The 25066-nt window shown below is 59.5% G+C and carries 20 protein-coding genes and 1 pseudogene; 6 read left to right on the forward strand and 15 right to left on the reverse strand.

All coding sequences use genetic code 11. From position 1 onward, the window contains the following. From FBX99_RS06765 to FBX99_RS06775, 3 genes are all read right to left on the reverse strand, one after another. Nucleotides 1-3090: an efflux RND transporter permease subunit gene (locus tag FBX99_RS06765; RefSeq protein ID WP_145131041.1), complete on the reverse strand. Its 3090-nt coding sequence runs from the start codon at nucleotides 3088-3090 to the stop codon at nucleotides 1-3. Further along, the gene (locus FBX99_RS06770; protein WP_144925960.1) at nucleotides 3087-4190 is read right to left on the reverse strand and encodes an efflux RND transporter periplasmic adaptor subunit; all 1104 of its coding nucleotides are present in this window, start codon (nucleotides 4188-4190) and stop codon (nucleotides 3087-3089) included. The genes FBX99_RS06765 and FBX99_RS06770 overlap by 4 nt, the downstream gene beginning before the upstream one ends. Nucleotides 4191-4254: 64 nt before the next feature. Further along, a complete protein-coding gene (locus tag FBX99_RS06775; RefSeq protein WP_144925957.1) occupies nucleotides 4255-4887 on the reverse strand; it encodes a TetR/AcrR family transcriptional regulator in 633 nt (210 codons plus the stop codon). Between the two features lie 92 nt (nucleotides 4888-4979). On the opposite strand from FBX99_RS06775, the gene FBX99_RS06780 reads away from it, so the two are divergent. After that, nucleotides 4980-6440 (forward strand): efflux transporter outer membrane subunit, encoded by a 1461-nt coding sequence (locus FBX99_RS06780; RefSeq protein WP_145131043.1) that lies wholly within the window; start codon nucleotides 4980-4982, stop codon nucleotides 6438-6440. An 85-nt stretch (nucleotides 6441-6525) separates the two neighbouring features. On the opposite strand, the gene FBX99_RS06785 is transcribed toward FBX99_RS06780, so the two are convergent. Further along, a complete protein-coding gene (locus tag FBX99_RS06785; protein ID WP_145131045.1) occupies nucleotides 6526-7332 on the reverse strand; it encodes an oxidoreductase in 807 nt (268 codons plus the stop codon). 181 nt (nucleotides 7333-7513) lie between these two features. Next, complete coding sequence (locus FBX99_RS06790) at nucleotides 7514-8134, reverse strand: TetR/AcrR family transcriptional regulator (protein WP_145131047.1); 621 nt, start codon at nucleotides 8132-8134, stop codon at nucleotides 7514-7516. 271 nt (nucleotides 8135-8405) lie between these two features. Between FBX99_RS06790 and gcvA the strand changes: the two genes are divergently transcribed. The 3 genes from gcvA to FBX99_RS06805 all read left to right on the forward strand — a co-directional run bounded on the left by gcvA (nucleotide 8406) and on the right by FBX99_RS06805 (nucleotide 11011). Continuing rightward, a complete protein-coding gene (gcvA, locus tag FBX99_RS06795) occupies nucleotides 8406-9311 on the forward strand; it encodes a transcriptional regulator GcvA (RefSeq protein WP_145131061.1) in 906 nt (301 codons plus the stop codon). A gap of 75 nt (nucleotides 9312-9386) precedes the next feature. Then, on the forward strand, nucleotides 9387-10214 hold the full coding sequence (locus FBX99_RS06800; RefSeq protein WP_145131063.1) for a DMT family transporter: 828 nt from the start codon (nucleotides 9387-9389) through the stop codon (nucleotides 10212-10214). A 35-nt stretch (nucleotides 10215-10249) separates the two neighbouring features. After that, entirely contained in the window at nucleotides 10250-11011 is a 762-nt protein-coding gene (locus FBX99_RS06805) for an SDR family oxidoreductase (protein ID WP_144925942.1), read from the forward strand. 159 nt (nucleotides 11012-11170) lie between these two features. On the opposite strand, the gene rtcA is transcribed toward FBX99_RS06805, so the two are convergent. Beyond that, nucleotides 11171-12232 (reverse strand): RNA 3'-terminal phosphate cyclase, encoded by a 1062-nt coding sequence (rtcA, locus tag FBX99_RS06810; protein WP_144925939.1) that lies wholly within the window; start codon nucleotides 12230-12232, stop codon nucleotides 11171-11173. A 4-nt stretch (nucleotides 12233-12236) separates the two neighbouring features. Continuing rightward, nucleotides 12237-13463 carry an RtcB family protein gene (locus FBX99_RS06815; RefSeq protein WP_144925936.1) on the reverse strand — a complete coding sequence of 409 codons (1227 nt, stop codon included), beginning with the start codon at nucleotides 13461-13463 and terminating at the stop codon, nucleotides 12237-12239. A gap of 206 nt (nucleotides 13464-13669) precedes the next feature. On the opposite strand from FBX99_RS06815, the pseudogene FBX99_RS06820 reads away from it, so the two are divergent. Continuing rightward, a pseudogene (locus FBX99_RS06820) lies at nucleotides 13670-14443 on the forward strand (RNA repair transcriptional activator RtcR family protein); the annotation flags it as partial. 262 nt (nucleotides 14444-14705) lie between these two features. Here the strand turns inward: FBX99_RS06820 and FBX99_RS06825 are convergent. Together FBX99_RS06825 and FBX99_RS06830 are read right to left on the reverse strand one after the other, a co-directional pair. Beyond that, nucleotides 14706-15524: a helix-turn-helix transcriptional regulator gene (locus FBX99_RS06825; protein WP_144925933.1), complete on the reverse strand. Its 819-nt coding sequence runs from the start codon at nucleotides 15522-15524 to the stop codon at nucleotides 14706-14708. A gap of 5 nt (nucleotides 15525-15529) precedes the next feature. Further along, nucleotides 15530-16069: a kinase inhibitor gene (locus FBX99_RS06830; protein WP_144925930.1), complete on the reverse strand. Its 540-nt coding sequence runs from the start codon at nucleotides 16067-16069 to the stop codon at nucleotides 15530-15532. A gap of 365 nt (nucleotides 16070-16434) precedes the next feature. Here FBX99_RS06830 and FBX99_RS06835 point away from each other — a divergent pair, with 365 nt between their 5' ends. Then, nucleotides 16435-16827: an ester cyclase gene (locus FBX99_RS06835; protein ID WP_144925927.1), complete on the forward strand. Its 393-nt coding sequence runs from the start codon at nucleotides 16435-16437 to the stop codon at nucleotides 16825-16827. Nucleotides 16828-16902: 75 nt separating this feature from the next. Here FBX99_RS06835 and FBX99_RS06840 read toward each other — a convergent pair whose 3' ends face one another. From FBX99_RS06840 to FBX99_RS06865, 6 genes are all read right to left on the reverse strand, one after another. Next, nucleotides 16903-17145: a YceK/YidQ family lipoprotein gene (locus FBX99_RS06840; RefSeq protein ID WP_256662489.1), complete on the reverse strand. Its 243-nt coding sequence runs from the start codon at nucleotides 17143-17145 to the stop codon at nucleotides 16903-16905. Between the two features lie 546 nt (nucleotides 17146-17691). Next, nucleotides 17692-19764: a bifunctional diguanylate cyclase/phosphodiesterase gene (locus tag FBX99_RS06845; protein WP_144925921.1), complete on the reverse strand. Its 2073-nt coding sequence runs from the start codon at nucleotides 19762-19764 to the stop codon at nucleotides 17692-17694. A gap of 148 nt (nucleotides 19765-19912) precedes the next feature. Then, nucleotides 19913-21919, reverse strand: a complete 2007-nt coding sequence (locus FBX99_RS06850) for a methyl-accepting chemotaxis protein (RefSeq protein ID WP_144925918.1) — start codon at nucleotides 21917-21919, stop codon at nucleotides 19913-19915. 94 nt (nucleotides 21920-22013) lie between these two features. Further along, complete coding sequence (locus FBX99_RS06855) at nucleotides 22014-22898, reverse strand: chemotaxis protein CheW (protein ID WP_144925915.1); 885 nt, start codon at nucleotides 22896-22898, stop codon at nucleotides 22014-22016. Further along, the gene (locus tag FBX99_RS06860) at nucleotides 22895-23407 is read right to left on the reverse strand and encodes a chemotaxis protein CheW (protein WP_256662490.1); all 513 of its coding nucleotides are present in this window, start codon (nucleotides 23405-23407) and stop codon (nucleotides 22895-22897) included. The genes FBX99_RS06855 and FBX99_RS06860 overlap by 4 nt, the downstream gene beginning before the upstream one ends. 16 nt (nucleotides 23408-23423) lie before the next feature. Further along, a complete protein-coding gene (locus FBX99_RS06865; RefSeq protein WP_256662491.1) occupies nucleotides 23424-25064 on the reverse strand; it encodes a methyl-accepting chemotaxis protein in 1641 nt (546 codons plus the stop codon). Nucleotides 25065-25066: the final 2 nt, after the last annotated feature.

A 25066-nucleotide genomic window follows, 5' to 3' on the forward strand; every position in this document is an offset into this window, starting at 1 on the left:
TCAGTTGGCTGCCAATGCTTCGGTTCTAGTTGTGTTGTCAGGGCGGATCTTGAACCAGATGGCATACATCGCCGGCAGGAACACCAGCGTCATCACGGTTCCACCGAATGTCCCACCGATCAGTGTGTAAGCCAGGGTTCCCCAGAACACCGAATGAGTCAGCGGGATAAAGGCCAGGATGGCGGCCATCGCCGTGAGCAGTACCGGCCTGGCGCGTTGCACCGTCGCCTCTACAACCGCATGGAATGGATCGAGTCCTTCTTTCTGGTTGTGATCGATTTGACCGATCAGGATCAGCGTGTTGCGCATCAGGATGCCCGACAGGGCGATCAGGCCCACCAGGGCGTTGATGCCAAACGGCTGATTGAAGATGAGCAGGGTCGGTACCACGCCAATCAATCCCAGCGGCGCGGTGAGGAACACCATCACCATCGCCGACATTGAGCGGACCTGCAAAATGATGATCAGCAGCGTCAAGGCAATCATGATCGGGAACAGCGGTAACATCGCCTTTGAAGCTTTTCCCGACTCTTCGATCGAACCGGCCTGTTCGATGCGATACCCAGCCGGCAGCGTGCTGATGATCGGCTGCAGCTCGTCCAGGATTTTCGTGGAAACATCCGGCGGCTGCAGATCTTCGGCAATGTCTCCGCGTACCGTGATGGTCGGCGTACGATCACGACGGCGCAGGATCGGATCCTCCATGCGCACCTCGACACTGCCGATCTGCGACAACGGAACCCGCTGGCCGGCCGAGCCCACCAACGTGAAGGCCTGGATTTTTGCCGGATCGAGGCGGATATCGCCCGCTGCACGCCCCACCACCTGCACGGAACGAATGTCTTCGCGCACAAACGTGATCGGGATACCCGACAGCAGGAACTGCAATTGCTGGCCGACCGAACTGGACGTCAGCCCAACCGCCTGCAACCGGTTCTGATCCAATGAGAAATGCAGTGTCGGTATGCGCGTGCCCCAATCAGTGTTGACGGTCCTCATCATGGGGCTTGCCCGCATGACAGCCTCGACCCGGCCGGCAATCTCACGCAGCCTGACGGGATCCGGGCCCATTACCCGATAGGCGACAGGAAACGGGGAATACGGACCGAACACCAGTTGGGTAACCCGCACACGGGCTTCAGGCGCGAGCCCGTCAGCCACCGCCTGGCGAAGACGGTGCTTGAGGGTTTCACGTTCCTCCTGGCTGCCGGTCAGCACCACCATCTTGGCAAACGACGGATCGGGTAACTCCGGCGCCATTGCCAGGTAGAAACGCGGTGAACCCTGTCCGATATAGGACGTGACGATTTTCGCTTCGTCCTGCTTTTGCAGCCAGGCTTCAATGCTGGCCGTCGTCGCGCTGGTCTGCTCGATGGAAGTGCCGTACGGCATCTGCACTTCGATCAGTACTTCGGGACGATCGGAGGCGGGGAAAAACTGCTTCTTGACCAGGCCCATGCCGAGGATGGCTATGACAAAAAAACCAATCACCGCTCCGGCCACCAGCCATTTGCGAGCGATGACCCGTGTCAGCAACCGGCGAAAACGATTGTAATGAGGTGTGTCATAGATGGCCGCGTGGCCACCCTCGACTTTCTTGACGTGAGGCAACAGCTTCACACCCAGGTAAGGCGTGAAGGCCACCGCGACCACCCAGGACGCGATCAGGGCAATGCCCACGATCCAGAACATGTTGCTGGTGTACTCGCCCGCGGTCGAATGCGCGAAACCGTTGGGCATAAAGCCGACGGCCGTCACCAGCGTTCCGGCGAGCATGGGGGCGGCGGTATGGCTCCAGGCATAGGCCGAAGCCTTGATCCGGTCGTAGCCCTCCTCCATTTTGACCATCATCATTTCGATGGCGATGATGGCGTCGTCCACCAACAGGCCCAACGCCAGAATCAGCGATCCCAGGGTAATGCGGTCGAAGTTCTTGCCGGTGGCGGCCATCACCATGAACACCACAGCGAGGGTCAACGGCACGGCCGCGGCCACCACCACACCCACATGCCAGCCCATGCTGAGGAAACAGACCAGCATCACCACCAGCAACGCGACGAAGAACTTGATCATGAACTCGTCGACAGCCGAACTGATATTCACCGACTGATCGGTGACCTTGGTGAACGTCATGCCCAGCGGCATGCCTTCGTTGATACTGGCCGTCTCGGCATCCAGGGCCTTGCCCAGGTCCAGGCCGTTCCAGCCTTCGCGCATCACGATACCCAGCAACAGGGCAGGCTCGCCTTTGTTGCGAACGAGAAAGGTCGCTGGGTCTTCGTAGCCGCGTTCCACCGTCGCCACATCCGAGAGCTTCAGCGCCCGCCCCTGCACAACGATTGGCGTATCGCGAATTTTCTCGAGCTTGTCGAACGCGCCATCCAGGCGCACGAACACCTGCGGTCCCTTGGTGTCGATCGAGCCGGCAGGCGTCAGCACGTTCTGACTGTTCAGCGCGGCAAAAATGTCCTGGGGGGAAAGCCCAAGCGTCGCCAACCGATCATGGGAGAACGACACAAAGATTCGCTCGGACTGCTCGCCGATGATGTTGACCTTTTTCACGCCCGGCACATGCAACAGGCGCTGGCGCAACGACTCGGCATCGCGCGCCAGCAAGCGCTGCGGCTCGCCCTTGGCCTTCAGCGCAAAAAGCGCAAAAGTCACATCCGAGAACTCATCGTTGACCATCGGTCCGATGACACCCGCCGGCAGGGTTTTCGCCTCATCCGCGATTTTCTTGCGGGCCTGGTAGAACTCTTCCTGTACTTCTGCTGGCGGCGTGGTGTCCAGCAGCGACACCATGGTAAACGCCAGCCCAGGCCGCGTGTAGGTTTCGGTGCGGTCATACCACTTCAATTCCTGCAAGCGCTTTTCCAGCGGCTCGGCCACCTGGTCCTGCATTTCCTGCGCGGTAGCCCCCGGCCAGGCAGAGATGATCGTCATCTGCTTGACGGTGAAGGGAGGATCTTCCGCACGCCCCAGACCGAAGAACGCCAGGACACCGGCAATCGTGATGAGAAAAATCAGGAAAAGGGTGATCGATCGCTCACGAACGGCAAACGCCGAGAGATTGAAACGCCCCTCGCTCATGGCTGATTCCCCTTGGCGACCACCTGTTCCTGATCCGCCACCCGAACCTCATCGCCGTCATGCAGCAAATGCGCGCCCAACGCCACGATCTGTTCGCCCTGCTTGAGGTTGCCTACGACCGTGGCCGTGTCATCGCCCAGACCGAAGACCTGGACCGGACGCCACGAGACCTTTGCCGGTTCGCCGGAAAGCACCCATACGCCAGGGCCTTTACCCGCGTCAAAAACAGCCGCGACAGGCACTCGCAGCGTCTGTTCCGGCGACTTGTCCTGGGCGATATGGAGCGTGACCGTCGAGCCGAGCGGCGCATTGGCCAGCGCGCCTTCCAGCACGTATCTGGCCTCGAAGGTACGCGTAACCGGATCGGCCGCATCGGAAAGCAGCCGCAGCTTCGCAACGGTGGCGATCTTGCCGTTGCCATACAACGTCGCCTGGGCCGCCGAACCTACGGCTGGACGCAGCGTTTCGGGCAGATTCACGCTGGCTTCGCGTTGACCGGCGCGGGCCAGCTTGACCACCGGCTGTCCCGCGCTGACGACTTGGCCAGGTTCGGCCAGGGTATCCATCACGACGCCATCGGCATCGGCCACCAGGGTCGCATAACCCATGGCATTGCTTGCCACATCGGCCTGCGCCTGCGCAGCGCTGAGCTGTGCCTTTGCCGTGTCAGCCGCGGCCTTTGCCTGGTCGTATGCAGATGCCGAGATCGCCCCTGCCGCCACCAGCTCGCGATTACGCGCCTCGTCATCCGCCGTCTGCTTGGCTTGCGCCCGGGCAGCGGCCACGGCCTGCTGCTGCGCACGCGCCTGCAGGCCAAGGTCGACCGGGTCCAGGCGCATCAGTGGCTGACCACGCTTGACCGTCTGGCCGGCATCCACCAGACGCTCCTGCACCTTCCCCGACACTCGAAACCCAAGATCGCTCTGGACACGAGCAACCACAACGCCAGTGAACGAACGCGCGATATCGACCGAGTTCTCGACGCCAGCGACCCTTACCAGCGGGGGCTGGGTGCGTGCGTCGACGACGGTCGATGAATTACCGCACGCCGCCAGGACGAGAGGCATTAAGCAGACGGCAACAGGATTCAGCCGAAGCATGATTCTCTACTCAATTGACAGAACAGGAACACATCCTCAGTCTAGTGACCAATAATGTCAACAGTCACAAAGATTGATGGGAGTGCCTTGAAAGGCTGCGCAACAGAAGTGTCGACAGAAGCGCTGCGGCCGATGACGCCGTATCAAGGTTGTATTGCAGTTGCACGGGATTGGCATAAGGCCGCATGACCAGGTAGATCGCCTGGACGGCTTCATCCAAAGGGGTTTTTCCCTCGAATTCCCCCGACTCACGCCCTTCCAGAAGGATTTGCCTGATCAGCTGGCGCAAGCGCGCATCATGCGCCCGTGCAGGGAGCCACTCCTCGCGAGCGGCAACAGCGGCAATGTCATAAAGCTTGCGGTCATGAAAGAACAAGTCGCTGCCGGCCTCCGCCAGCGCCCGAAACAGACGTTTCAGTTTCTCAGAAGCCGTCGGTGCCTCCTCGATCGCTGCATCGACTATCGCCATGATCATGACGAGGCGATTCGTGCAGATCACCTCTCCGATTGCCTGCTTGGAATCGAAAAATTTATAGACATAGGCCTTGGAGAAGCCAATGGCCTTGGCGATGTCAGACACGGTCGTCTTCTCATATCCGTAGTGGCCGAAGTGCAATGTGGCAGCCTCCACGACTTGATCGCGGACACTGTGGTCTGACGGCCCACGTATCTGAGGTGCATGGATGTGTTTAGTCATTTTTCCAGCTTAGCTCCTTGCATCTCCATTGACAACGAGTGACCAATTGGTAATATCGTCACGAACAATATCTGACCGAACCTGGAGTCGTCATGCCCTCCCTCCGTACGCTTGCTCTGCTTGTGAACACCGGCCTGATGGCGGGATGCGCGGTCGGCCCGGACTATCAACGTCCGCACGCTCCGCTGTCGGACAGCTATCAGACTCAATCCGCCATTCAACAAAGGACCGCAGCCCGCCCGGCGAACTTTGCAAGTTGGTGGGAAGGCTTCGGTGATCCATTGCTCAGTGACTTCATCGCCGAGGCGCTTGCGCAGAACCTCGATCTGGCCCAGGCCTCCGCACGGGTCACCCAGGCACGTGCAGGACTTGGCGCGGCAACCGCTGCCCTGTTGCCGTCGGGCAATATCAGCGGACAAGCCGCACGTGCTTATCAATCAACCGAAACGCCACTGGGCCAGGTACTCGACTCGACGCCTGGCTATGATCGCTATGGCAATTTGTATGAACTGAACCTCGGCGCAAGCTGGGAGGTGGATGTGTTCGGCGGCCTGCGTCGAGGCCGCGAGGCGGAGCTGGCTGAATACCAGGCGTCCGAAGCCGGTTTCACCGCGACGCGCCTGGCCGTCGCCGCCCAGACCGCGGAGATCTATATCACCCTGCGGGGCCTGCAGGCCCGCCTGGCCATTGCCAATCGGCAGGTCAAGACCCAACAAGACCTGCTGGAGAAAGTACAACTGCTTCACAGCAAAGGGCTTGCCGCCGAATTCCAGGTTCGCCAGACCGAGGGGGCGCTTGCCCAGGTTCAAGCGACAGTGCCGGCCTTCAACACCGGCCTGGATGCTGCAATGAACGCACTGGACGTCATCCTCGGCAGCCCGCCCGGCACTCACCGGGCTCAATTGACCGCGACGAGACCGATTCCCCAGGCACCGCAGATTACCTCGGCTGGAACGCCGGCCGATCTGCTGCGCCGCCGGCCAGACCTCATCGTGGCCGAGCGCAGACTGGCGGCGTCCAATGCACGCATCGGGGTGGCGATCAGCGAGTACTATCCGAAGTTTTCACTCAGCGCCTTGGTTGGCAGCGCAACCGCTGTTTCCAGTGGCAACCTGTTCTCCAGCGGCGCCAGCCAGGCCTCGGGGGTTCTGGGGCTGCACTGGAGGCTTTTCGATTTCGGCCGTATCAACGCGCAGATCGACCAGGCGAAAGGACAGGAAGCCGAAGCGCTCGCCGCCTATCGCCAGTCGGTGCTGCGTGCCACCGAAGACGTCGAGAATGCATTCTCCGCGCTGGTCAACCGCGAGGCGCAGGCCTCTACCTTGACCGGAGGTGAAAGCGCTTTGACCAGTGCACGACAGTCGTCCTTCATCGCTTACCAGAAAGGTTCGGCCAGCCTGATCGACGTCCTGCATGCCGATGAAACCATGCTGCAGGCATCCGACGCCAGGGCCCAGGCCCAAACGGAGTCGGCGCGCGCGGCGGTCGCGGCATTCCGGGCGCTTGGTGGTGGCTGGCAGCCGATGGAAACCCAACCCGTGGCTATCCGCTGATCGCACCTCCCCGCCCCTGCGGATGAGACCGTCATTGGTATGCACGGTCTCAAGCGGCACAACCAGAACCAGGCGGCGCCTGCGTTCAGCTCAGGCCAAATGTTTTTCTCAAGCTGGAGTCAACCGGGCCCGCCGGCATGAAACGGCGCAGCTTGCGCAAGAGAGAGGCCTCGCCTTTGGGCGTGCGACGCATTTTCCACACGCCCAGAGCTGCCTCGACAATCGTCGTCGCCACGCCGTCGGGACTCGGTGCGCCCTGGACACTTTTAACAATCGCACGGGTCACCGCATCGCGGTCTTTGGCATAGGCTGGAATGCCGCCAGTCGTTTGCGGCGCATTGAGATCCAGGTTGGTCTTGGTGAATGACGGCTCGACCAGAACCACGCGGACACCGAATTTGCGCACTTCATGATCCAGAGACTCGGACATTCCCTCAATGGCATGCTTGGATGCCGAGTAAAGGCCCATGTACGGCGCAGGAAGAAAACCCAATACCGAGCTGACGTTGACGATTCTTCCCGAACGCTGCTCACGCATATGTGGCAGTACCGCGTGTGTCGTACGCAGGACACCCCACACATTGGTATCGAATAACGATTGGGCTTCGGCAATCGACGTTTCTTCTACCGAGCCCACCAACGATCCGCCCGCGTTATTGACCAGCACATCGATGCGCCTGGCCTGAACGATCACGGTCTCGATGGCGCGCTGGACAGAAGCGTCGTCGCGAACATCCATCTCCACAAGCACGACACCTGGCAGTGGGTCCGATTTGGCAACGCTGCGTACGCTGCCAAACACCTGGCAACCTTGCTTGACAAACAATTGCGCGGCAGCACGTCCAATGCCGGATGAAACACCGGTAACAAGGACAACTTTAGCGTTCGACATAGCAGTTCCTCTGGAAGAAGTCATCGAGACGCTCACTCTGTACCTGGTAACCATTTTAGTCAATGGTCACAATCCATGCATCGCTAGTCCCGCAGAAGAGCACCGCGTTTATCCTGTTTTTATCGAATGGATGCGAAGTATGTCGTGATGGGACGCTGCTGCAAGAGTATCTGACCGCGACTCAAGGCATGAGGCTACGCAGGACCAGATTGGCGATGCTCGTGGATGCGTCTTCGACGCCATCAAGACTGTATTGCAACAGCAAGGGATTGATGTATGGACGCAACGCCAGACAGATGGCATTGACCGTTTCATCCAGGGGGGTCTTGCGTTCGAACTCGCCCAGCTCACGCCCATCAGAAACGATCTGCCGCACGAATGCCTGGATGCTGGCTTCGTAGAACTGGGCGCAAGGCCAGCTCTCTGACGCCGCGGATGCCGCGAGGTCGTAGAGCTTTCGGTCGTTGAAGAACAGGCTGACACCGGTGACGACCGCGGTCTTTACCAAGCGGCGAAAGCGCTCGGTGGGGGTAATGGATTCCACGCTGACAGCTTCATCCACCGCCGCGACGATCGTCTCCAGGCAATTGCTGCAAATGGCTTCGCCGATCGCCTGTTTCGAATCGAAGAACTTGTAGATGTAGGCCTTGGAAAAACCAATGGCCTTGGCCAGGTCCGAGACCGTGGTCTTGCCATAGCCATAGCGACTGAAATGCTCATTCGCCGCTGCGACAATCTGGGCTCGGATTTCATGGTCGACGGGACCACGGACGTTGCGCGAAGGGAAGGATGTTTGATTCATGACGCCAGCTTACCTGTCCCCCCATGGGGTGACAAGCAATGACCAGAACACATTTCAGTCACAAACTTGCACCTTCATAGACCATCCCCTCATCAGCTCAGGTTAGGCGATCCCCCACACGCTCCGGATTTCGGGTGCCCTGCCCGCCAGTCGAATAGTGGATGCAAGGACGCCAATCGTGCGATGTCGATCGATGGATCCCGGCGATGCTCTATCATGAGCCGGCGCTCATGACGCGCTCCTTCTGACGACTCGCCGGGATACCGTATCCATGAGAGATCTACCGCCCACCGCTACCTTGCGTGCCTTTGAAGTCGCCACCCGGCACACGACCTTTACCTCTGCCGCACAGGAGTTGCATGTCACGCAAAGCGCGGTCAGTCACCAGCTCAAGCACCTCGAAGCGCTTTGGGGACTGCAACTGTTCGAGCGCGGCAAGTCATTAAGCCTTACCCCGGCGGGGGCTACACTGGCGCCCATCGTGAGGGAATTCTTCCTGAGCCTGGAGGCGACTCTGGCCGACCTGCGCGAACAAAAAGGCAGGGTCCGACTCGAAGTCAGCACCACCTACTCCTTTGCGTTGAAGTGGCTGCTGCCTCGCTTGCCGAATCTCTCCCGCCAGCATCCCGAGCTATTGGTCTCGCTGGACACCACGGACAAGATCATCCACTTCTCCGACGCCCAGGCCGATGTCGCGATCCGCCTCGGCAAGGGCATCTACCCGGGCTTGTATTCGGAGTTCCTGTTCGGTGAGCAGGTGTTTCCGGTGGCAAGCCCCGATCTGCTGCAACGATACGGAACACCGCGCAGCCCTGCCGAACTGTTGCACTACCCGCTGCTGACCCGAGATGGCGCCGACCTGGTGCCGAAATGGGAGGCGTGGTTTCAAAAGGTCGGGCTGGAATTCCTGCCACTTAAGGAAAGCGTCAGGTTTGGCGATAGCAACATGACGGTCGAGGCCGCCCTGCTCGGCCAGGGCGTCGCCCTGGTGCGCAGCGGGCATGTCGAAACCGAGATCAGCGATGGGCGTCTGGTGCGGCTGTTCGATGTGCCCTTTCCATCCCCCCTTGCCTACTACTTCGTCTGTCCAAAAGGCACCGAATCGCAGCCACACATCGTCAGTTTTCGCCAGTGGTTGATCGGTGAGGCGCTGAAAGTCCAACGCGCTTATGAATGATCCATGAGGATTCATTCATGAAGCGATGAGGAGACTTCGCTGTAGTTCGAGCCGTCGGACTGCATAAGATGGCGCATGCCAATTCATATCACCTTGCTGGTTCTTTTCGCCGCGCTCCTGCATGCCAGCTGGAATGCGTTGCTGCGTGGCGGTTCCGATCGACTCTGGTCGATGACGATCATGTGCATCGCCATCGCAATCGCCAGTGCCATCGCCGCGGCGTTCATGGTGCCACCGGCAGCGGCCAGCTGGGGCTACATGGTGCTTTCGGCACTGTTGCACGTCGGCTACAACCTGTTTCTCGTGCGCAGCTACCGGGTCGGCGACCTGGGACAGACCTATCCGATTTCCCGTGGATCGTCACCGGCGCTGATCACCCTCGGCGCCGCCGTCTTTGCCGGAGAACGCATCGCTCCCGGCACATTGTTGGGTATTGCGTTGGTATCAGTCGGGATCATCTCGCTGGCCTTTCGGGGACGCAAACTGTCTGTTCCCAGCCTGCCCTATGCCCTGGGAACCGGCTGTTTCATCGCCGCCTACAGCGTCACCGACGGCATCGGCACCCGCCTCTCCGGCGCCCCGCTCGCCTACACCGTTTGGATGTGCGCCTTGTGGGGCTTGATGATGCCTGGTGTGTACATCGGCCTGCGCGACGCCCGCAGCCTGTTCTGCGTCCGGCCCGGAATGCTGGCTGCCGTGGTCGGCGGGCTGGTCTCTTTGCTGGCCTATGGAATTGTCATCTACGCCATGAACGAAGCGCCCTTGGGGGCGGTTTCGGCATTGCGCGAAACCAGCGTGCTGTTTGCGGCGTTGATTGGCTCCGTGTTCCTCGGCGAGACACTCACTGCCCGCCGAGTCCTGGCATGCGCAGTGATCGTCAGCGGCACTCTCTTGATCGGGTGATACGCCTATTCCTCACCGCTACAGGAGGTATCTCGATGGATAATATCTCGCAGGCCCCGTTGATGCTGATCACCGGTGGCGGTCGTGGAGTGGGTGCCGCCACCGCGCGGCTGGCCGCCGCACGAGGTTACGACGTCGCGATCAGCTATGTGGCCAACGAGTCCGCGGCGCTGGCCGTGGCGGCGGATGTGCAAGCCATGGGGCGCCGGGCGTTCGCCATGCGGGCCGACAGTGCCGACCCCGAGCAGGTCGCCGAGTTGTTCGCAGCCATCGACCGCTCGTTCGGACGCATCGACGTCTTGGTCAATAACGCCGGGGTACTGTCCGCTCAGTCGCGCCTGGAGGACCTCGGCTTCGAACGCATGCAGCGCATTTTTGCGGTCAACTCCATCGGTCCGATGCTCTGTGCCCAGCAGGCGATGAAACGCATGTCCTACCGGCACAACGGTCCGGGCGGCGTGGTGATCAATGTCTCTTCGGCATCGGCACGCCTCGGCAGCCCCAACGAATATGTCGATTATGCGGCGTCCAAGGGCGCCCTGGAGACCTTCACCATCGGGTTGGCCAAAGAGGTGGCCAGGGAAGGGATACGCGTCAACGGGATTCGCCCCGGTCACATCTACACCGACATGCATGCCAGCGGCGGCGAACCGGGGCGGGTCGATCGCGTCAAGGACTCGATCCCCATGGGCCGAGGCGGCCAGCCGGAGGAAGTGGCGCGGGCCATTCTGTGGCTGGCCAGCGCGGAGGCGTCCTTCGTTACCGGTACGTTCCTCGACGTGACAGGGGGAAAATGAGCGGCTGGTCAGGTCTCGACATTGACATGGTCAAGGGCAGCGTCAGTTGGTCAAGTCGGGTCTGCTGCGGCAGCACCTTGAAAGCTGGCGCTGATCTGTGAGTCCCCTTCACCTTATTGTTCATTTATCCTCCAGTGACTATTGTCACCCGCCATAGGCCTAGCCTCCATTGCTGTCATGCCCTGACAACTGGCGAGCATGAAGCTCAACAACCACGTTTCCCTGCTCGGAAAGTCGAGTGAGGCGCACATCGACAGCGATGAACTGCTGGATCACCACTGCGTTGGTGCGGATGTGATTGCTCAAACGCTCCGTTGTCAGTTTGCCAGCGCCAGCAATGGCCATCGGCAACATCAACTGATCCGCCAGGCGATTGCCAACCGCTGCATTCGACTGGGTCCACGCCAGGAACTCATCCACCGCCACGTCAGCGACTTGCTCTGCGCGTACACGTTCTTGCCCGATGTTTGCGAACACCTCGGTAACATCAGCTCTGGTGGCAGTGACCGACACCACATTACCGGGTCCCGCCTGGTCGCCCAGATCGGTAACCGACAGGTTGCGTCGCTCGATCTTCAGCCTTGCCGAGAGTCGATCGAGTTCGCGATTCCCGATCGAGACAGGAATGCCTGAAACCAGCGCTCCAGCCGAAACGATGGTGACGGGTTCCTGCCCGCCATCCAGCACCAATGGTTTAAGCGTCGAAGGTCCAATGGTGGCTTCGATCGCCCCCCCTCCGCAGGGGACAAAACCATGACGCAGTAGCGCCAATTCCACCTGTGCGCCCATACGTCGAATCAAAGGCAGCCAAGCCTGTTCTATGAAGTCGAAAGGCGGAGCCGCCGGATTATGTGTTCCGCCTGTAATCCGGACCGTACTCGGCCCTGTTGCCTGCAACAGCGCAGGCAACAGTGTCTGCAATACCAGTATCGTGCTGCCCGCCGTGCCAATCGCGAACGAATACTCCCCTGCCTTGACGGTTCCGGGACGGAATTCGATAGCGGTCGAATTGAGTTCCGCTCCCAGGACCTTGGCACCGCAGATCTCAGCCGCTGCTCGCACTGCGGTGAGGTGTTGGCGCAACAGACCGGGCCGGGAGCGCTTGCCGCGTATCCCTGTCATCCGGAACGCCTGACCGGTGATCATGGAGAGGCTGAGGGCGGTACGCAGCACCTGCCCTCCTCCCTCGGTGCCGTCGATGAGAATCAGATCCTGACCCATCCACTCACCCCTTCACGCAGACAACTTGGCGCAGGGTATGGACCACTTCAACCAGATCGCGCTGGGCCGCCATGACCGCATCAATGTCCTTGTAGGCCATCGGGATCTCGTCGATGACCGCCGCATCCTTGCGGCATTCGACATGAGCGGTCGCCCTCACCTGGTCCTCAACGGTAAACACTGCCTTGGCCTTGGTGCGGCTCATCACCCGACCCGCACCGTGTGAACAACTGCAAAATGCTTCCTCGTTCCCCAGGCCCCGGACGATGAAACTCTTTGCGCCCATCGACCCGGGAATAATCCCCATCTGTCCCTTCTGCGCGGAGACGGCGCCTTTACGGGTGAGAAGAATATCCTCCCCAAAGTAGGTGCCCCGCTCCACGTAGTTGTGGTGACAGTCGACGGCGATCAGCCGCGACTCAAAAGGCTTGGTGATGATCGATCGGACAGCATCCAGCACCGCCAACATCATGACCGCGCGGTTCTGCTTGGCAAAATCCTGGGCCCATTCCACCGCCTCGACATAATCATCGAAGCTGGAGGTGCCTTCGCGCAGGTAGGCCAGGTCCCGGTCAGGCAGGTTCACCATGTGCCTGCGCATTTCCTCACGGGCCTTCTCGATGAAATAGGTACCGATGGCGTTCCCTACACCGCGGGAACCGGTATGCAGCATCACCCACACATGGTCGGCTTCATCCAGGCATACCTCGACGAAGTGGTTACCGGTTCCCAGCGTTCCGAGATGCCTGCGGTTGTTGGATTTCTCAAGGCGAGGATGCTTTTGGATAATGAGGTCGAAACGCCCCTCAAGTGCCGACCAGGCCTGGTCGACAATCGCCGGTGCGGTTTCCCAGGCCCCTTTGTCACGGCCGCTACGCCCCGAGGTACGTCCGTGGGGAACAGCCTTCTCGATTGCAGAACGCAGGCCGAACAGATGATCGGGAAGATCGCTGGCGCGCAGCGAGGTGCGGACAGCCGACATCCCGCAACCGAGGTCGACCCCGACGGCAGCGGGGATGATCGCGCCCTTGGTAGGAATCACGCTCCCTATGGTTGAGCCCTTTCCTAAATGAACATCGGGCATCACAGCCATGTGCTTGAACACGAACGGCATCTGCGCAGTGTTCATCAGTTGCTGCCGGGCCTCAGGCTCAACCGGGACGCCCCGGGTCCACATCTTGATGGGCTTGCCGTTTTCGACTTCAAGCAGCTCGAAGGTCTGAGTGGTCATTGTCTTTCGCTCCTGTGATTTCTGTCTGGGAGCTCTATAGCGAGCGGCATGCCAACTCCAGGATCAGCAGCCTTGTTTTTACTATCTTATTGATACTTAAAGGTTTTAACCCGAAACCTACTGTTTCTGGCAGGTTCGCAATTGTTCAATGTCATGTCGTAAAACTATACTTATTTATCGTTACCTATCTTTTGAGATATTCGGCAATGCATGGCAAAAAAACAGTCGCCATTGGCATCCTCGGGTCAAAGCTTGACCGCGTCGGCAAGGGGGAGCAACGCTGGAACAAATGGCGTCCCTCCCTCTCGCTGTGCCAGCAACCCGACCTGGTGATTGATCGCCTGGAGCTGATTCACGGTGAAGCGCGCTGGGACGCGGATCTCGCCTTGAAAGTAGCGGCTGACATTGCCCAGGTCTCGCCAGAGACCGAGGTTCGTCTGCACACCATGGCGATGCGAAACGCCTGGGACTTCGAAGAGGTCTACGCCGCGTTGCATGACTTCGCAGCTGACTATCCATTCGACACAGAGGGCGAGGACTATCTCGTCCACATCACCACAGGCACCCACGTCCAGCAGATCGTATGGTTCCTGTTGGCCGAGTCACGGCACATCCCTGCCAAGCTGATACAGACCCAGCCAGGCGGCTTGCGAGATGACGACGCAGGAGCGGCAGGCAAACACGTTATCACCGACCTCGATCTTCAACGCTACGATCAGATCGCCAAGCGATTCCAGGCTGAGCGCCTGGAGGGCACGGAACTGTTGAAGTCCGGCATTGCGACCCGCAACGCAGCTTTCAACCGGACGATAGAACAGATCGAACGGGTCGCCGTGCGATCCCGAGCACCCATCCTGATCAGCGGCCCTACCGGGGCAGGCAAGTCTTTTCTCGCGCGGCAGATCTACGAGCTCAAACGGGGTCGCCATCGGATCGACGGGCCGTTCGTCGAAGTGAACTGCGCAACATTGCGCGGCGAGTTCTGAAGGTATGCAGCACAGCGGCCAGCCAGGCGGATGCCGGTCGCAAGCTCTTCTCACAAAGCCGATCAGCCAAGGCATCGAGTAACGATTCCGATCGAATCCGAAAATTTCTGGCGCGATTCAACATCACCTGGAGCCAAGTCCCTGAGCTTCTGGTGCATCGTCACAGGGGAAGTTGATACTTCCCTCTTTTTTCGACGCGACATGGATGCCAGGTGCCTCCAAAGGAAAGCCCAGATCGTAGCGCAATGTTTCAGGCTTAGATCCCTGCCCGCAACTCACGTGGCGACAGACCATAGTGTGAGCGAAAGCGCACCGCAAAACGTGAGGCCGAAGCGTAACCACAGGCCCCGGCAATGTCCCCGATAGGGCGAGACGTTGTTTGCAACCATTGCAATGCTGTCGCCAGTCGAACGCCCTCCAGAATATTCCTGAAACTGTCCCCCTCGTTCGCCAGTTGGCGACGCAACGTCGACTCACCCAGGTTCAGGCGTTGTGCAATGCTCGCAACCGTCCAGTCTTTCTCCGGGCTGCCCATGACGATCTGCTGCACACGTTCACGAACGGGGTCGTTGCGCCCCATCAACAGAGGTCCGATCTGGCCACCAAGGCACAGACTCAGAAGAACCGCTTCCCCATAGAGGGCGCGTAATGCGTCCGGGGAGTTCGCATTGATAGACGCCAACAATTGATCCCACGCCTGCGTGGTGTGCCTGTCCAGAGGCACACATAGATCGGCCTTGGATGCACCCTGACGGCTCATGATCTGCTGGCTATATCGGGCGCTGAAGTTACGCAATGTCGAGATGGGAAAAGTTACCGCATCGGCAATGTAGTGACCGTGAAGTCCGGGGAAGTTTGAGAAACCAAGCTCGCGTCCAGCCGGCATCAGAATCAGATGTTGCGGCCCGGCACGCATCTCCCGGTCATCCCATTGCAGCAGCTTTTCCCCTTGTCGCACTCGACACAAGGTGGTCACGAACACCGGCACCCTTGGCAAAGTCAGTGGCTGTCGCGCCCTTATGACACACGCATCGATAATGTTTTCCCGGTGCTGTATGCCGTCACAAGGGCGCATCGTGCTTAACGTCCGTAAGTTGAAGTAATGGTCGCTTTGGCAAGGGCGTTGGCATTGAGCATGTACCCAACCAAGGCACCGCTGGCCTCACTGTCGAGTGGTAGCTTATCCACTTTCAACGCCCATACGGTGAATTGATATCGATGGGGTTTATCCCCCACAGGTGGGCAAGCCCCGCCAAATCCTGGCCGGCCATAATCGGTTCGCCCTTGTACTGCACCGGCAGGCAGGTTCGCTCCCACGCCTCTTGGCAAGCTATTGGTAGAAATCGGCAGGTTGACCACCGTCCAATGCCACCAACCGCTACCGGTCGGTGCATCGGGATCATAGACCGTGACCGCATAGCTTCTGGTACCGGCAGGAGCGTTTGCCCAGGAAAGCTCAGGAGAAGTGTTGCCACCTTCGCAACCGAAGCCTTGGAACACCTCACGCTTGGTCAGCGGGCGGTTGTCAGCGATATCCTGGCTGGTCAGTGAGAAGTCGGCGGCATATCCACTGAATGCTACCGCCATGGAAAGTGCAGGCAGGACTGATCTGATGTTCATCGCGGCTCCATCTGAGTCTTAGAGTGAAGCTCGAGTCTAGGTTGAACAGAGAGCGGCTACTGTGCCGAAACGCTCGATAAACGTGCCGAAATGCTCTTTTTTGTTTGTTCTACCCTGCCACCCGTATCACGCTGTAGAACCCTCACCGGCCCGCGGCGGGAAGTCCGCCAGTCACCGTTCAACCCATGAAAAGTCAGCTTTGTCTGGCGCCTTCGCGTCGGCGGCCCGTGTCCGCCGAACGCTCCGCCATGGTTCTGCCAATGCTGCGCCGGTGACTTTCTGTTCTGCTCACTTGTTTGATGAGACGTGACAATAGACCTAGGATCGCAAAGGCAAGAACAGACATGCAGAGGAGAATCAGCCCCATGAGCCCGAACCTTGCCGATTTTTATAGCGACTACATCGCCTGCCTGAATGCACAGGACTGGGAAAACCTAGGCCACTTTGTGCATCCGGATGTGGTTCACAACGCGAGACCATTAGGACTGCACGGCTATCGAAGCATGCTGGAAGCCGATTATCGGGCTATCCCCGATTTGCGCTTTGCAATTTCATTCCTGGTGGTCGACCCACCCAAGTTGGCGGCTCGCCTGGTCTTCAATTGCACGCCGGCTGGGGAATTCCTGGGCCTCGCGGTGAATGGAGCACCCATCTCCTTCGCCGAGAATGTCTTCTACGCGTTCGAGGACGGCAGGATCCGCGAGGTCTGGTCGGTCATCGATAAGGGAGCGATCGAAGCTCAGCTCCGATCAGCGTAGCATCAGCTCTTCACCCAGGTCCTGGTGCAATCCCATCAGGCTCGCAGCCGCCCTGATGGTCGCGATCGACCGGCGCTACTCGTCGGCATTCTTCATGTGAAAAATCGTGTACGGCAGGATCAGCGTATCGGCGACGAAACTGAACGGCAGGTCAATGACTGCAAACGGAGCCAGGGCACTCATGACCCCAGCGTTGTCGTCCGTCGCGCCTTTGATGATCTCCATATCGACAGTAACGCCGCAGTAAGGATGGAGGCCGCACATGCGCCCGTAGCTGGAGCTTTCGTTGACAGTCGCGCACCCTGTCAGCAGCGACATGGTCAAAACCGTTAGCATCAACCGCATGATGTTCCCTCGCCCTGGAAGGGCGAGACTGTAGCACTGAAACCGGCCCACCCCTCATTGTTGCTACGCAAGATTTGCGGCGCGTCTTCTACAGCGCAGGACGTTGCGATTTGCCCCACTCTTCGCCGTGGTCGCGCTCTCCGAATGTGTAATCGCTCCCACATGGGTCAACAGAGGAGCAACCGAGATTGTCACCCACAAAGGGCTACTGACTTGCTACACAGATGAATATCGTTGATGGGGAGAACGATTGATCAAACGCAAGGGCCCACGCCTTCACCTAACAAATCTCAGGCACAAAAAAAAGCCACTCATCTGAGTGGCTTTTTTTGAATCCTGGAGCGGGAAACGAGACTCGCATCTGGCGTCCGACCCATTGAAATCTAAGGGGTTTCTTTCTTGCCAGAGCAGGAAAAGACTTGATTCTGGACTTGTTTTTGGGGTGTATCAAGGGCCAAGAAGGCGTGATTCCGAGCAACGCTATTCCATCAGCGAGCCTACCTTGCCCAAACCGAAGAATCATTGATTGTCAGCCTTGGCCCTCAACAGCTCCTCGAACGCCACCTGCGGCATGGGCTTACCATATAACCAACCCTGCGCACTCTGGCACCCATAAAGTTGCAAGAACGCTTGCTGGGAGGTTTCTTCGACACCTTCGGCAACCAGGGTCAGCCGTAGGCTATGAGCCATGGAGATGATCGCCTTGACCAGCTCGGCGCTATCACGATTATGTTCGATGTCGTTGATAAAGGAGCGGTCGATCTTGAGCGTTTCGATGGGCAGGCGACTCAAGTAGCTGAGCGCCGAATAGCCAGTGCCAAAATCATCGATTGCAATGGTCAACCCCAACGCATTCAGTTGTTCCAGTGTCTCGCGTACGGCGACATTGTTATCCAGAAGTAGACCTTCGGTAATTTCCAGTTCCAGCCAGCCCGGTTCGCAGCCGGTTTCCCGCAGGATTGTACAAACCGAGGTGAGCAGGTCGTTCATCTGGAATTGTCGCGGCGACAGATTGACCGCGATTCTCAGCGGCGGACAACGATTGCCACGGTTCCACTCGACAACACGGCGGCAGGCACTTTCCAACACCCATTCACCGATGCCGACGATCAGTCCGGTTTCCTCGGCAATGGGAATGAAGGTGTCCGGGGCGATCAGCCCATGTTGCGGATGTTGCCAGCGCAACAAGGCTTCGGCACCAATCACACGGCCACTGATCAGATCGATCTGTGGCTGGTAATGCAACACCAACTCACCATTGGGCTGCGCATGGCGCAAGCTGGTCGCCAGTGCCAGCCGCTCGGTGGTTCTTTGGGTCATGCTCGGCGAGTAGAGCTGCACATTGTTACGCCCGTGGGTCTTGGCGCTGTACATGGCTGAGTCGGCGAACTGCACCAACTTATCGATGTTCTCGACACCCACCGTGCCAAGGGCGATACCGAGGCTGCCCGAGACAAAAACTTCCCTGCCCTGGATCTGGTAAACGCCTGTGATGGACTGCAGAATATTGCGCCCCTTGTCCTCCAGCTCAGGGATAGTTGCGAGCGGCGTAGACAGGATCAGAGCAAACTCGTCGCCGCCCAGGCGGGCCACGTTATCGCGACCACACACTGAGCGTCGCAGACGCCTGGCGGCTTCGCACAGCAGCTCATCGCCGGCACCATGGCCCAAGGTATCATTGACCGCCTTGAAGTTGTCGAGATCGAGAATCGCGACCGCGACCTGACTCCCGTTGCGCTCCGCTTTTAACAAGGCTTCTTGCAAACACTCCTTGAATCGCTCGCGATTGGGCAGACCTGTCAATGCGTCGTAGAACGCCAGCACATGCAGCCGTTGCTGATAGTTTTTCAGCTCGCTGACGTCCTGGGCTGTCCCGAACATCCGCAAAGGCACGCCACCGGCGTCGTATTCGATGGTCAGGCAGGTCTGCAAGTGCATCTCCCGATCCCCCACGGCCATGCAATAGTCCAGCGCCAGAAATGCGCTGCGCTTCGTGAAGGCGTGGTACACGCTCTCCATAACCCGGGCACGGTCCTTGAGTATGAGCATGTCCAGGAGCTCTTGCTGGGTCGGCGCCCAATGCCGCGGTTTATCGAGCATGCGACAGAGCTCCGCGGACAGCTTCAAGCTACCTCGGCGAAAATCCTGTTGCCAATGACCGAAGCGGGCCAGTGCCTCGGCCTGTTCGAGACGCCGTTCGGCGGCCTTGAGCCTGGAGATATCCCGGCCCACGGCCAGGACACTGACTACCGCGCCGCAAACATCTCTCTCCGGCACGATGCGAATATGGCTGGCGATCAGCGCGCCGTCCGCGCCGGACCAGGTCAGCTCGTACTCGTCGGGCTGGCCGCTGTGCAAAACCCCGAATAATTTAGCCTCATAGGCAAGCATCTCGGGAGTTTGCCGCCCATGGCTGGGGCTCTTGCCGAGCAGCGTCACGGCAGGTACCCCGGCCGTATACGCGAACGCCGGGTTGAGGTAGGTCCGTAGACCATTGTGGTCGTATCGCGCAATGGTATCCGGGGTGTTTTCGACCAGAGTGCGCAGCGTCTGCTCGTCGCTTGGCAATTGCCATTCTGGATGATCAGTCATCGGCGGACAGCTTGGAACGAGTGGAAGGAATCGTTTTTTGCATGGTTTTCATGACCTTTGGCATTCGGTGATCGACGATCATCACCTTGAACGGCTTCATGCCCGTCTGCCCGCGGGTGGATCCGCTGGGATTATGTGATGCGATCTTTCAGACGACGAAATGCTTAACCACGGCGTTGAGCTCGTCAGCAAGTGCCGCAAGCTCCCGACTGGCAGCATGCGTCTGGTTCGCCGCACTTGAGGTCTGTGCCGAGACATCCCGAATGTCGAGCAGATTGCTGTCCACCTCGCGCGCCACATGGGATTGCTCCTGGGTCGAGCTGGCGATGCTCACGTTGCGCTCGTTGATCTGAGCGATGGCGACTGCAATCGCGCCGAGGGCGGCACCCGCCTGGCGAGTCACTCCCAGCGTATCCCGCGTCCTGCCATTGCTTTCATGCATGGCGCCGAGGGCGTCCTGGCTGCCCTTGCGCACCGCGCCGATGATGCTTTCAATCTGCCGCGTCGACTCCTGCGTCCGCTGTGCCAACGCCCGCACTTCATCCGCGACCACAGCGAAGCCCCGTCCACTTTCACCGGCCCTCGCGGCTTCGATCGCCGCGTTCAGGGCCAACATGTTGGTTTGCTCGGCGATGCCTCGAATGACATCCAGTACGGAGGTAATGCCACCTATCTGCCCATCCAGCACCTGGAGGGCATCGGTGGTGTGTTCGATGTCACCGGTCAGCGATACCATGGCATCGACTGCCCGAGCGACACTATCCTGTCCCTCACGCGAGCTTTGGTCAGCTGATTGGGCCACCTCGGAAGCCGAGACGGCATTGCGCGCCACCTCCTCGATCACCACAGTCAATTCGGTGACGGCGGTCACGGCTTGATTCAAGTCATTGTTCTGTCGCGTCAGGCCCCGGCTGGCATCATCGGATACCGAGTTCAGTTCGCCGGCCGTCGAAGTAAGACGTCCGGCGCAACCCACGATGTGCTGGACGGTGTCGCGCAATCCTTGCTGCATCTGACTCAAAGCCCCCAGCAAGCGTGCCGGTTCATCCGCCCCGGGCGAATCGATCGGATGGCTCAGGTCTCCTGCGGTGATGCGCTCCGCGGCCATCAAGGCGGCGGTCAGCTGCCGCAAAAGCCGAAGCACCATGGATGTCGCCAGCGCAGCCCCGGCCAACAACATCACCAACAGACCGCCGGACATCAGCATGATGTCGTTTCGGGCGCTGTCACGTCGGGCCTCAAGCGCTTGCGCGAGTGCATCCAACGCCGGCCGGTTGAAGGCAAACAACGCGTCGATGGTCCGCGTGTAGGTCGCCAGATAGTCGGCGACTGGATAGTTGAGCTCATTGGCCGAAATCAATTGAGTGTCGGTCAGCTTGAGGGCCTGCTCGACCTGCGGCCCCAGTGTCGCCAAAGGACCCGCGAGCAATAGGCTGAATGACGGGCTGGCACCATTGACCTTGGTGAAGGCTCTTGTCAGCTTGCCGAAGCTGTTCGCTGCCTGGGTCGTCAAGCTGGTGAGGGTGGCACGTTGTTCAGATTGGATTTGCCCTTGCGAGAGCAGCAGCGCCCCCGTCGCGCTCAATTGCCCGAGCAGTTCGCTGGTCTGCGGCAGCTCGACCAAAGCGCCGGTGATCAGGTAATAGGTTTCGAAAATCGGATCCAGCGACAGCTCGAAGTGATCGAGCAGCGAGTCCTCCAGCTGGAGACAGGCCGCGACCAGCTGTCCATGCAACGCCTGGCTATGAGCACCATTGACCGTACCTTGTGAGATCTGGCCAGCCAATTCACGCCATTGCCGGTGAGCCTTGCGCAGGGCATCCAGAATGCCAGAAGGCACTTGAGATTCGCTCAATTCACGCTCGGTCAAATCGAAGGCTTGTTCAACTTCGGCCTGTTTTTTCTGCCTCGTTTCAGTCAATGCCCGGCTACCGCCCAGCACTGCGGATGAAAGACTGCTGTGCTGTTGCGTCAGTTGAATCAGGTGCAACAGTTCCTGCACCGGTTGCATGCCGCTGGATTCTTGCACGGCCTGGCGACTCTGGCCCATGGCGCCAAGGACGAATAACGACGTAGGCGCGGCGATCAGCGCCAGACACAACACCGCCAACAATGAAAACTTGCCGGGCAAAGACAATCGATCGAGCATGTTCATGAAGGGGCTCTCGCAGGTAAAGAGAAATCAGGTACCCAAGCCATGGGTCTAACGTCGTGTCGGCAAAGCTTCGCTGTACTACGGATCGGCTCAGCTATCGCACGGCGTTGGATTGACTTGCCGAGGATCCAGGCGCGACAACCAACAACGTCGTCCTCTGCTCATTGACCGTGACGGTGGCGAAGCTGAAGTCGACGCCAACCCGGCTGTCGAAGCGTGCGGTCGGGTCGATCCCGATCGAAGGGATTTGCAGTATTGCTCCGACCCCATCGGCCAACACCCCGACTCTTTGCAGGTGCTCGCCAACCGACACTTCCAGGATGGCAATTTTTGTACGCTCCCCGATCAGGGTGGGCTGTCCATGCACCTGAACACCCAGGTCGACCACTGGCACCAAGGCACCGTCCATGATGATTGCCCTGCGAACCGGCCCCGACAGACCAGCCCCACCAATGAGCCGAGCGCCCTGGATCACGGAATGGACGTTGCTCATGCTCACCGCGAACGCTGCACCACCGAGCATGAAAGACAGGTAAAGCCTGTTGGGGGCAACCTCATCGGCAACCCGACGGGGCGCAACGGCCGCACGGCTGAGCGTTTCACTTTTTTCAAGCATGTGTTCGGTCAGATCCGCCAGATAAAGCAATTTTTCCGCGAGTTCAGCAGCACTCATACCTCTCGTCGCCAATGGCAGCGTCTGCTGTAAAACGGCGCGACTCGATTGGTCGCCGATCGGGTCTTTGTCCATCACTGTCACCTCGTCATTGCCCCGAGTACCTAGCTCGCCTCGTGGTTCGGCGGTGTTCCCCGGTAGCGGCGCCAGTTCATCGAGCCCACCTGCGGCAAACGGTTCAACCGGCATTGGTGTCTGACGGGCAGCGCGCGGGTAGCCTCGGTAGTAAACAATCAAGGCGACGAGCATCAGCATACCCGGGGTCATGGCAAGGCACAGCCAGAGCGTCAAATCATGGTCAGTCATGCATCGACCGCTCGATCGTCGACCGCACCCTGGAGCACCGCGAGTTCATCCACTGACAGCACGCGTCCGATGTCCAGCAGAATGACAAATCGCCCGCCGACCTTGCCCATACCCTGGATGAAGTCGCAGCGAATATTCGCGCCGAAGGCCGGCGGCGGTTCGATGTCCGCCGAGGCGATTTCCAGCACTTCATTCACCGCGTCAACCAGTACACCGATCACTTGCTGTTCACCGGCATGGACCACTTCGAGAATGACGATGCAGGTACGCCGGCCGACCTCGATGCGCTGGCCGCCGAAGCGAGCGCCCAGGTCGATGACCGGCACCACCGCCCCCCGCAGATTGATGACCCCGCGGATACTGGGCGGCATCATCGGAACGCCGGTGAGCCGGCCATGCTCGATGATTTCCATGACGCTCAGGGTGCCAACGGCGAACTGTTCGTCGCCCAGGGTGAACGTCAAGTACTGCCGGGTCTGCGGCGCAGCGTCAGGGTTTTGAACTCTCATCGAATGGCCCATGCCATCATTCCTCGAAACGTATGAAACCGGCCGGCACAGCCTGGCCATGACGACCAGGCCGCCCGTGGAGCGCCAGTGGGAACACATCCTTGCGCGGTTTGGCCGAACGAGTGAAAGACAGGACGGCTCGCTCCTCGCCCCTTTTTTCCTCAAGGCTGAAGAACCCCATGAGCTGCTGCAATTGCTCGGCCTGACCGCTCATTTCTTCGGCGGTGGCGGCCAACTCCTCTGAGGCAGAGGCATTTTGTTGGGTGATCTGATTGAGCTGATTCATCGCCGTATTGATCTGGCTGACGCCCGAGGACTGCTCTTGGGACGCGGCGGAGATTTCCTGCACCAGGTCACTGGTCTTGGCGATGCCCGGCACGATCTCACCGAGCAGGCTGCCGGCGCGCTCGGCCAGGGCGACGGAGCCCTTGGCGACCTCGCCGATTTCCTGGGCGGCGACCTGGCTGCGCTCGGCCAACTTGCGCACCTCGGCGGCGACCACGGCAAAACCCTTGCCGTGCTCGCCGGCGCGGGCCGCTTCGATGGCAGCGTTGAGCGCGAGCAGATTGGTCTGGTAAGCAATGTCATCGATGATGCCGATTTTCTCGGCGATGCTCTTCATCGCAATGACCGTGTCCTTGACCGCCTCGCCCCCTTCGCGGGCCTGCCGAGAGGCGTTGCCGGCCATGCCGTCGGTCATCCGTGCGTTCTCGGTGTTCTGCTCGACCGAGGCCGACGTCTCCTCGACGCTGGCGGCTTGCTCGCTGGAGGCATGGCTCATCGATTGGGCGGTGGCGGAGACTTGCTCGGACGCACTACTTAACGCATTCGCGGCGCCACGTACTTCACCGATGATCTGCGAAAGTTTCTCGACCATGCCTTTCATGGCGGCGAGCATGCTGCCGGAATCGTTACGGCGCAGGGGGATCGTCACGTTGAGATCGCCGCCGGCGATACGCTGGGCAATCTCAGCAGCCAGTTGAGGTTCACCGCCCAGTTGACGAGTCAGGCTACGGGTAATCCAAATAGCCAGGAGAATACCAATGAGCAGCGCGGCACCCAGCAGCGAGAAGGACAACAGGCGGGTCTGATCGTATTCGGCTTGTTCCAGTTTGTCGTTGTCGGAAAAGGATGCTTCCTGCAACTCGATCATGTCGTTGAGCAACTTGGTGTACAGGGTTTTCGCCTGAGCCAGGTCACCATAAAGCAGGTCGATCGCCTGGTCGTCCAGGCTCACCGATGCCAGCTCGACGAGCTGGTCCACGAACCGGACATAGGTCCCTCGAGCATTCTGGATACTTTTGAACAGGTCCCGCTCCTGCACGTTGTCCAGCAGTTTCTCCAGGATATCCAGTTTATTTTCCTGGGCCTGGCGGATCGCCTGGTAGCGGTCGCGAAGCTGTTTGAGTTGCTGCTCGTCAGATTTGAGAATCAAATCGCGCAACGTAGCGCTCGTATCGCTCACCCCATTGTTGATGTCGTTGCTGACCTGGACCTTCGGGTAAGCGTTATCGGTGATGTCGTCCACGATCAGATGGACGTTGAACAGACCACTCATGCCGGTAAGGGCCAACGCCAGCATCATCGCAAGCATGACGGCGTAGCCGGAACCAAGCTTGGTGGCGACTCGCATGTTGGAAAAAACGCTCACCATCATAT

Origin of the sequence: Pseudomonas sp. SJZ074 (genome assembly GCF_007828215.1) — a bacterium.
Classification (GTDB): Bacteria; Pseudomonadota; Gammaproteobacteria; order Pseudomonadales; family Pseudomonadaceae; genus Aquipseudomonas.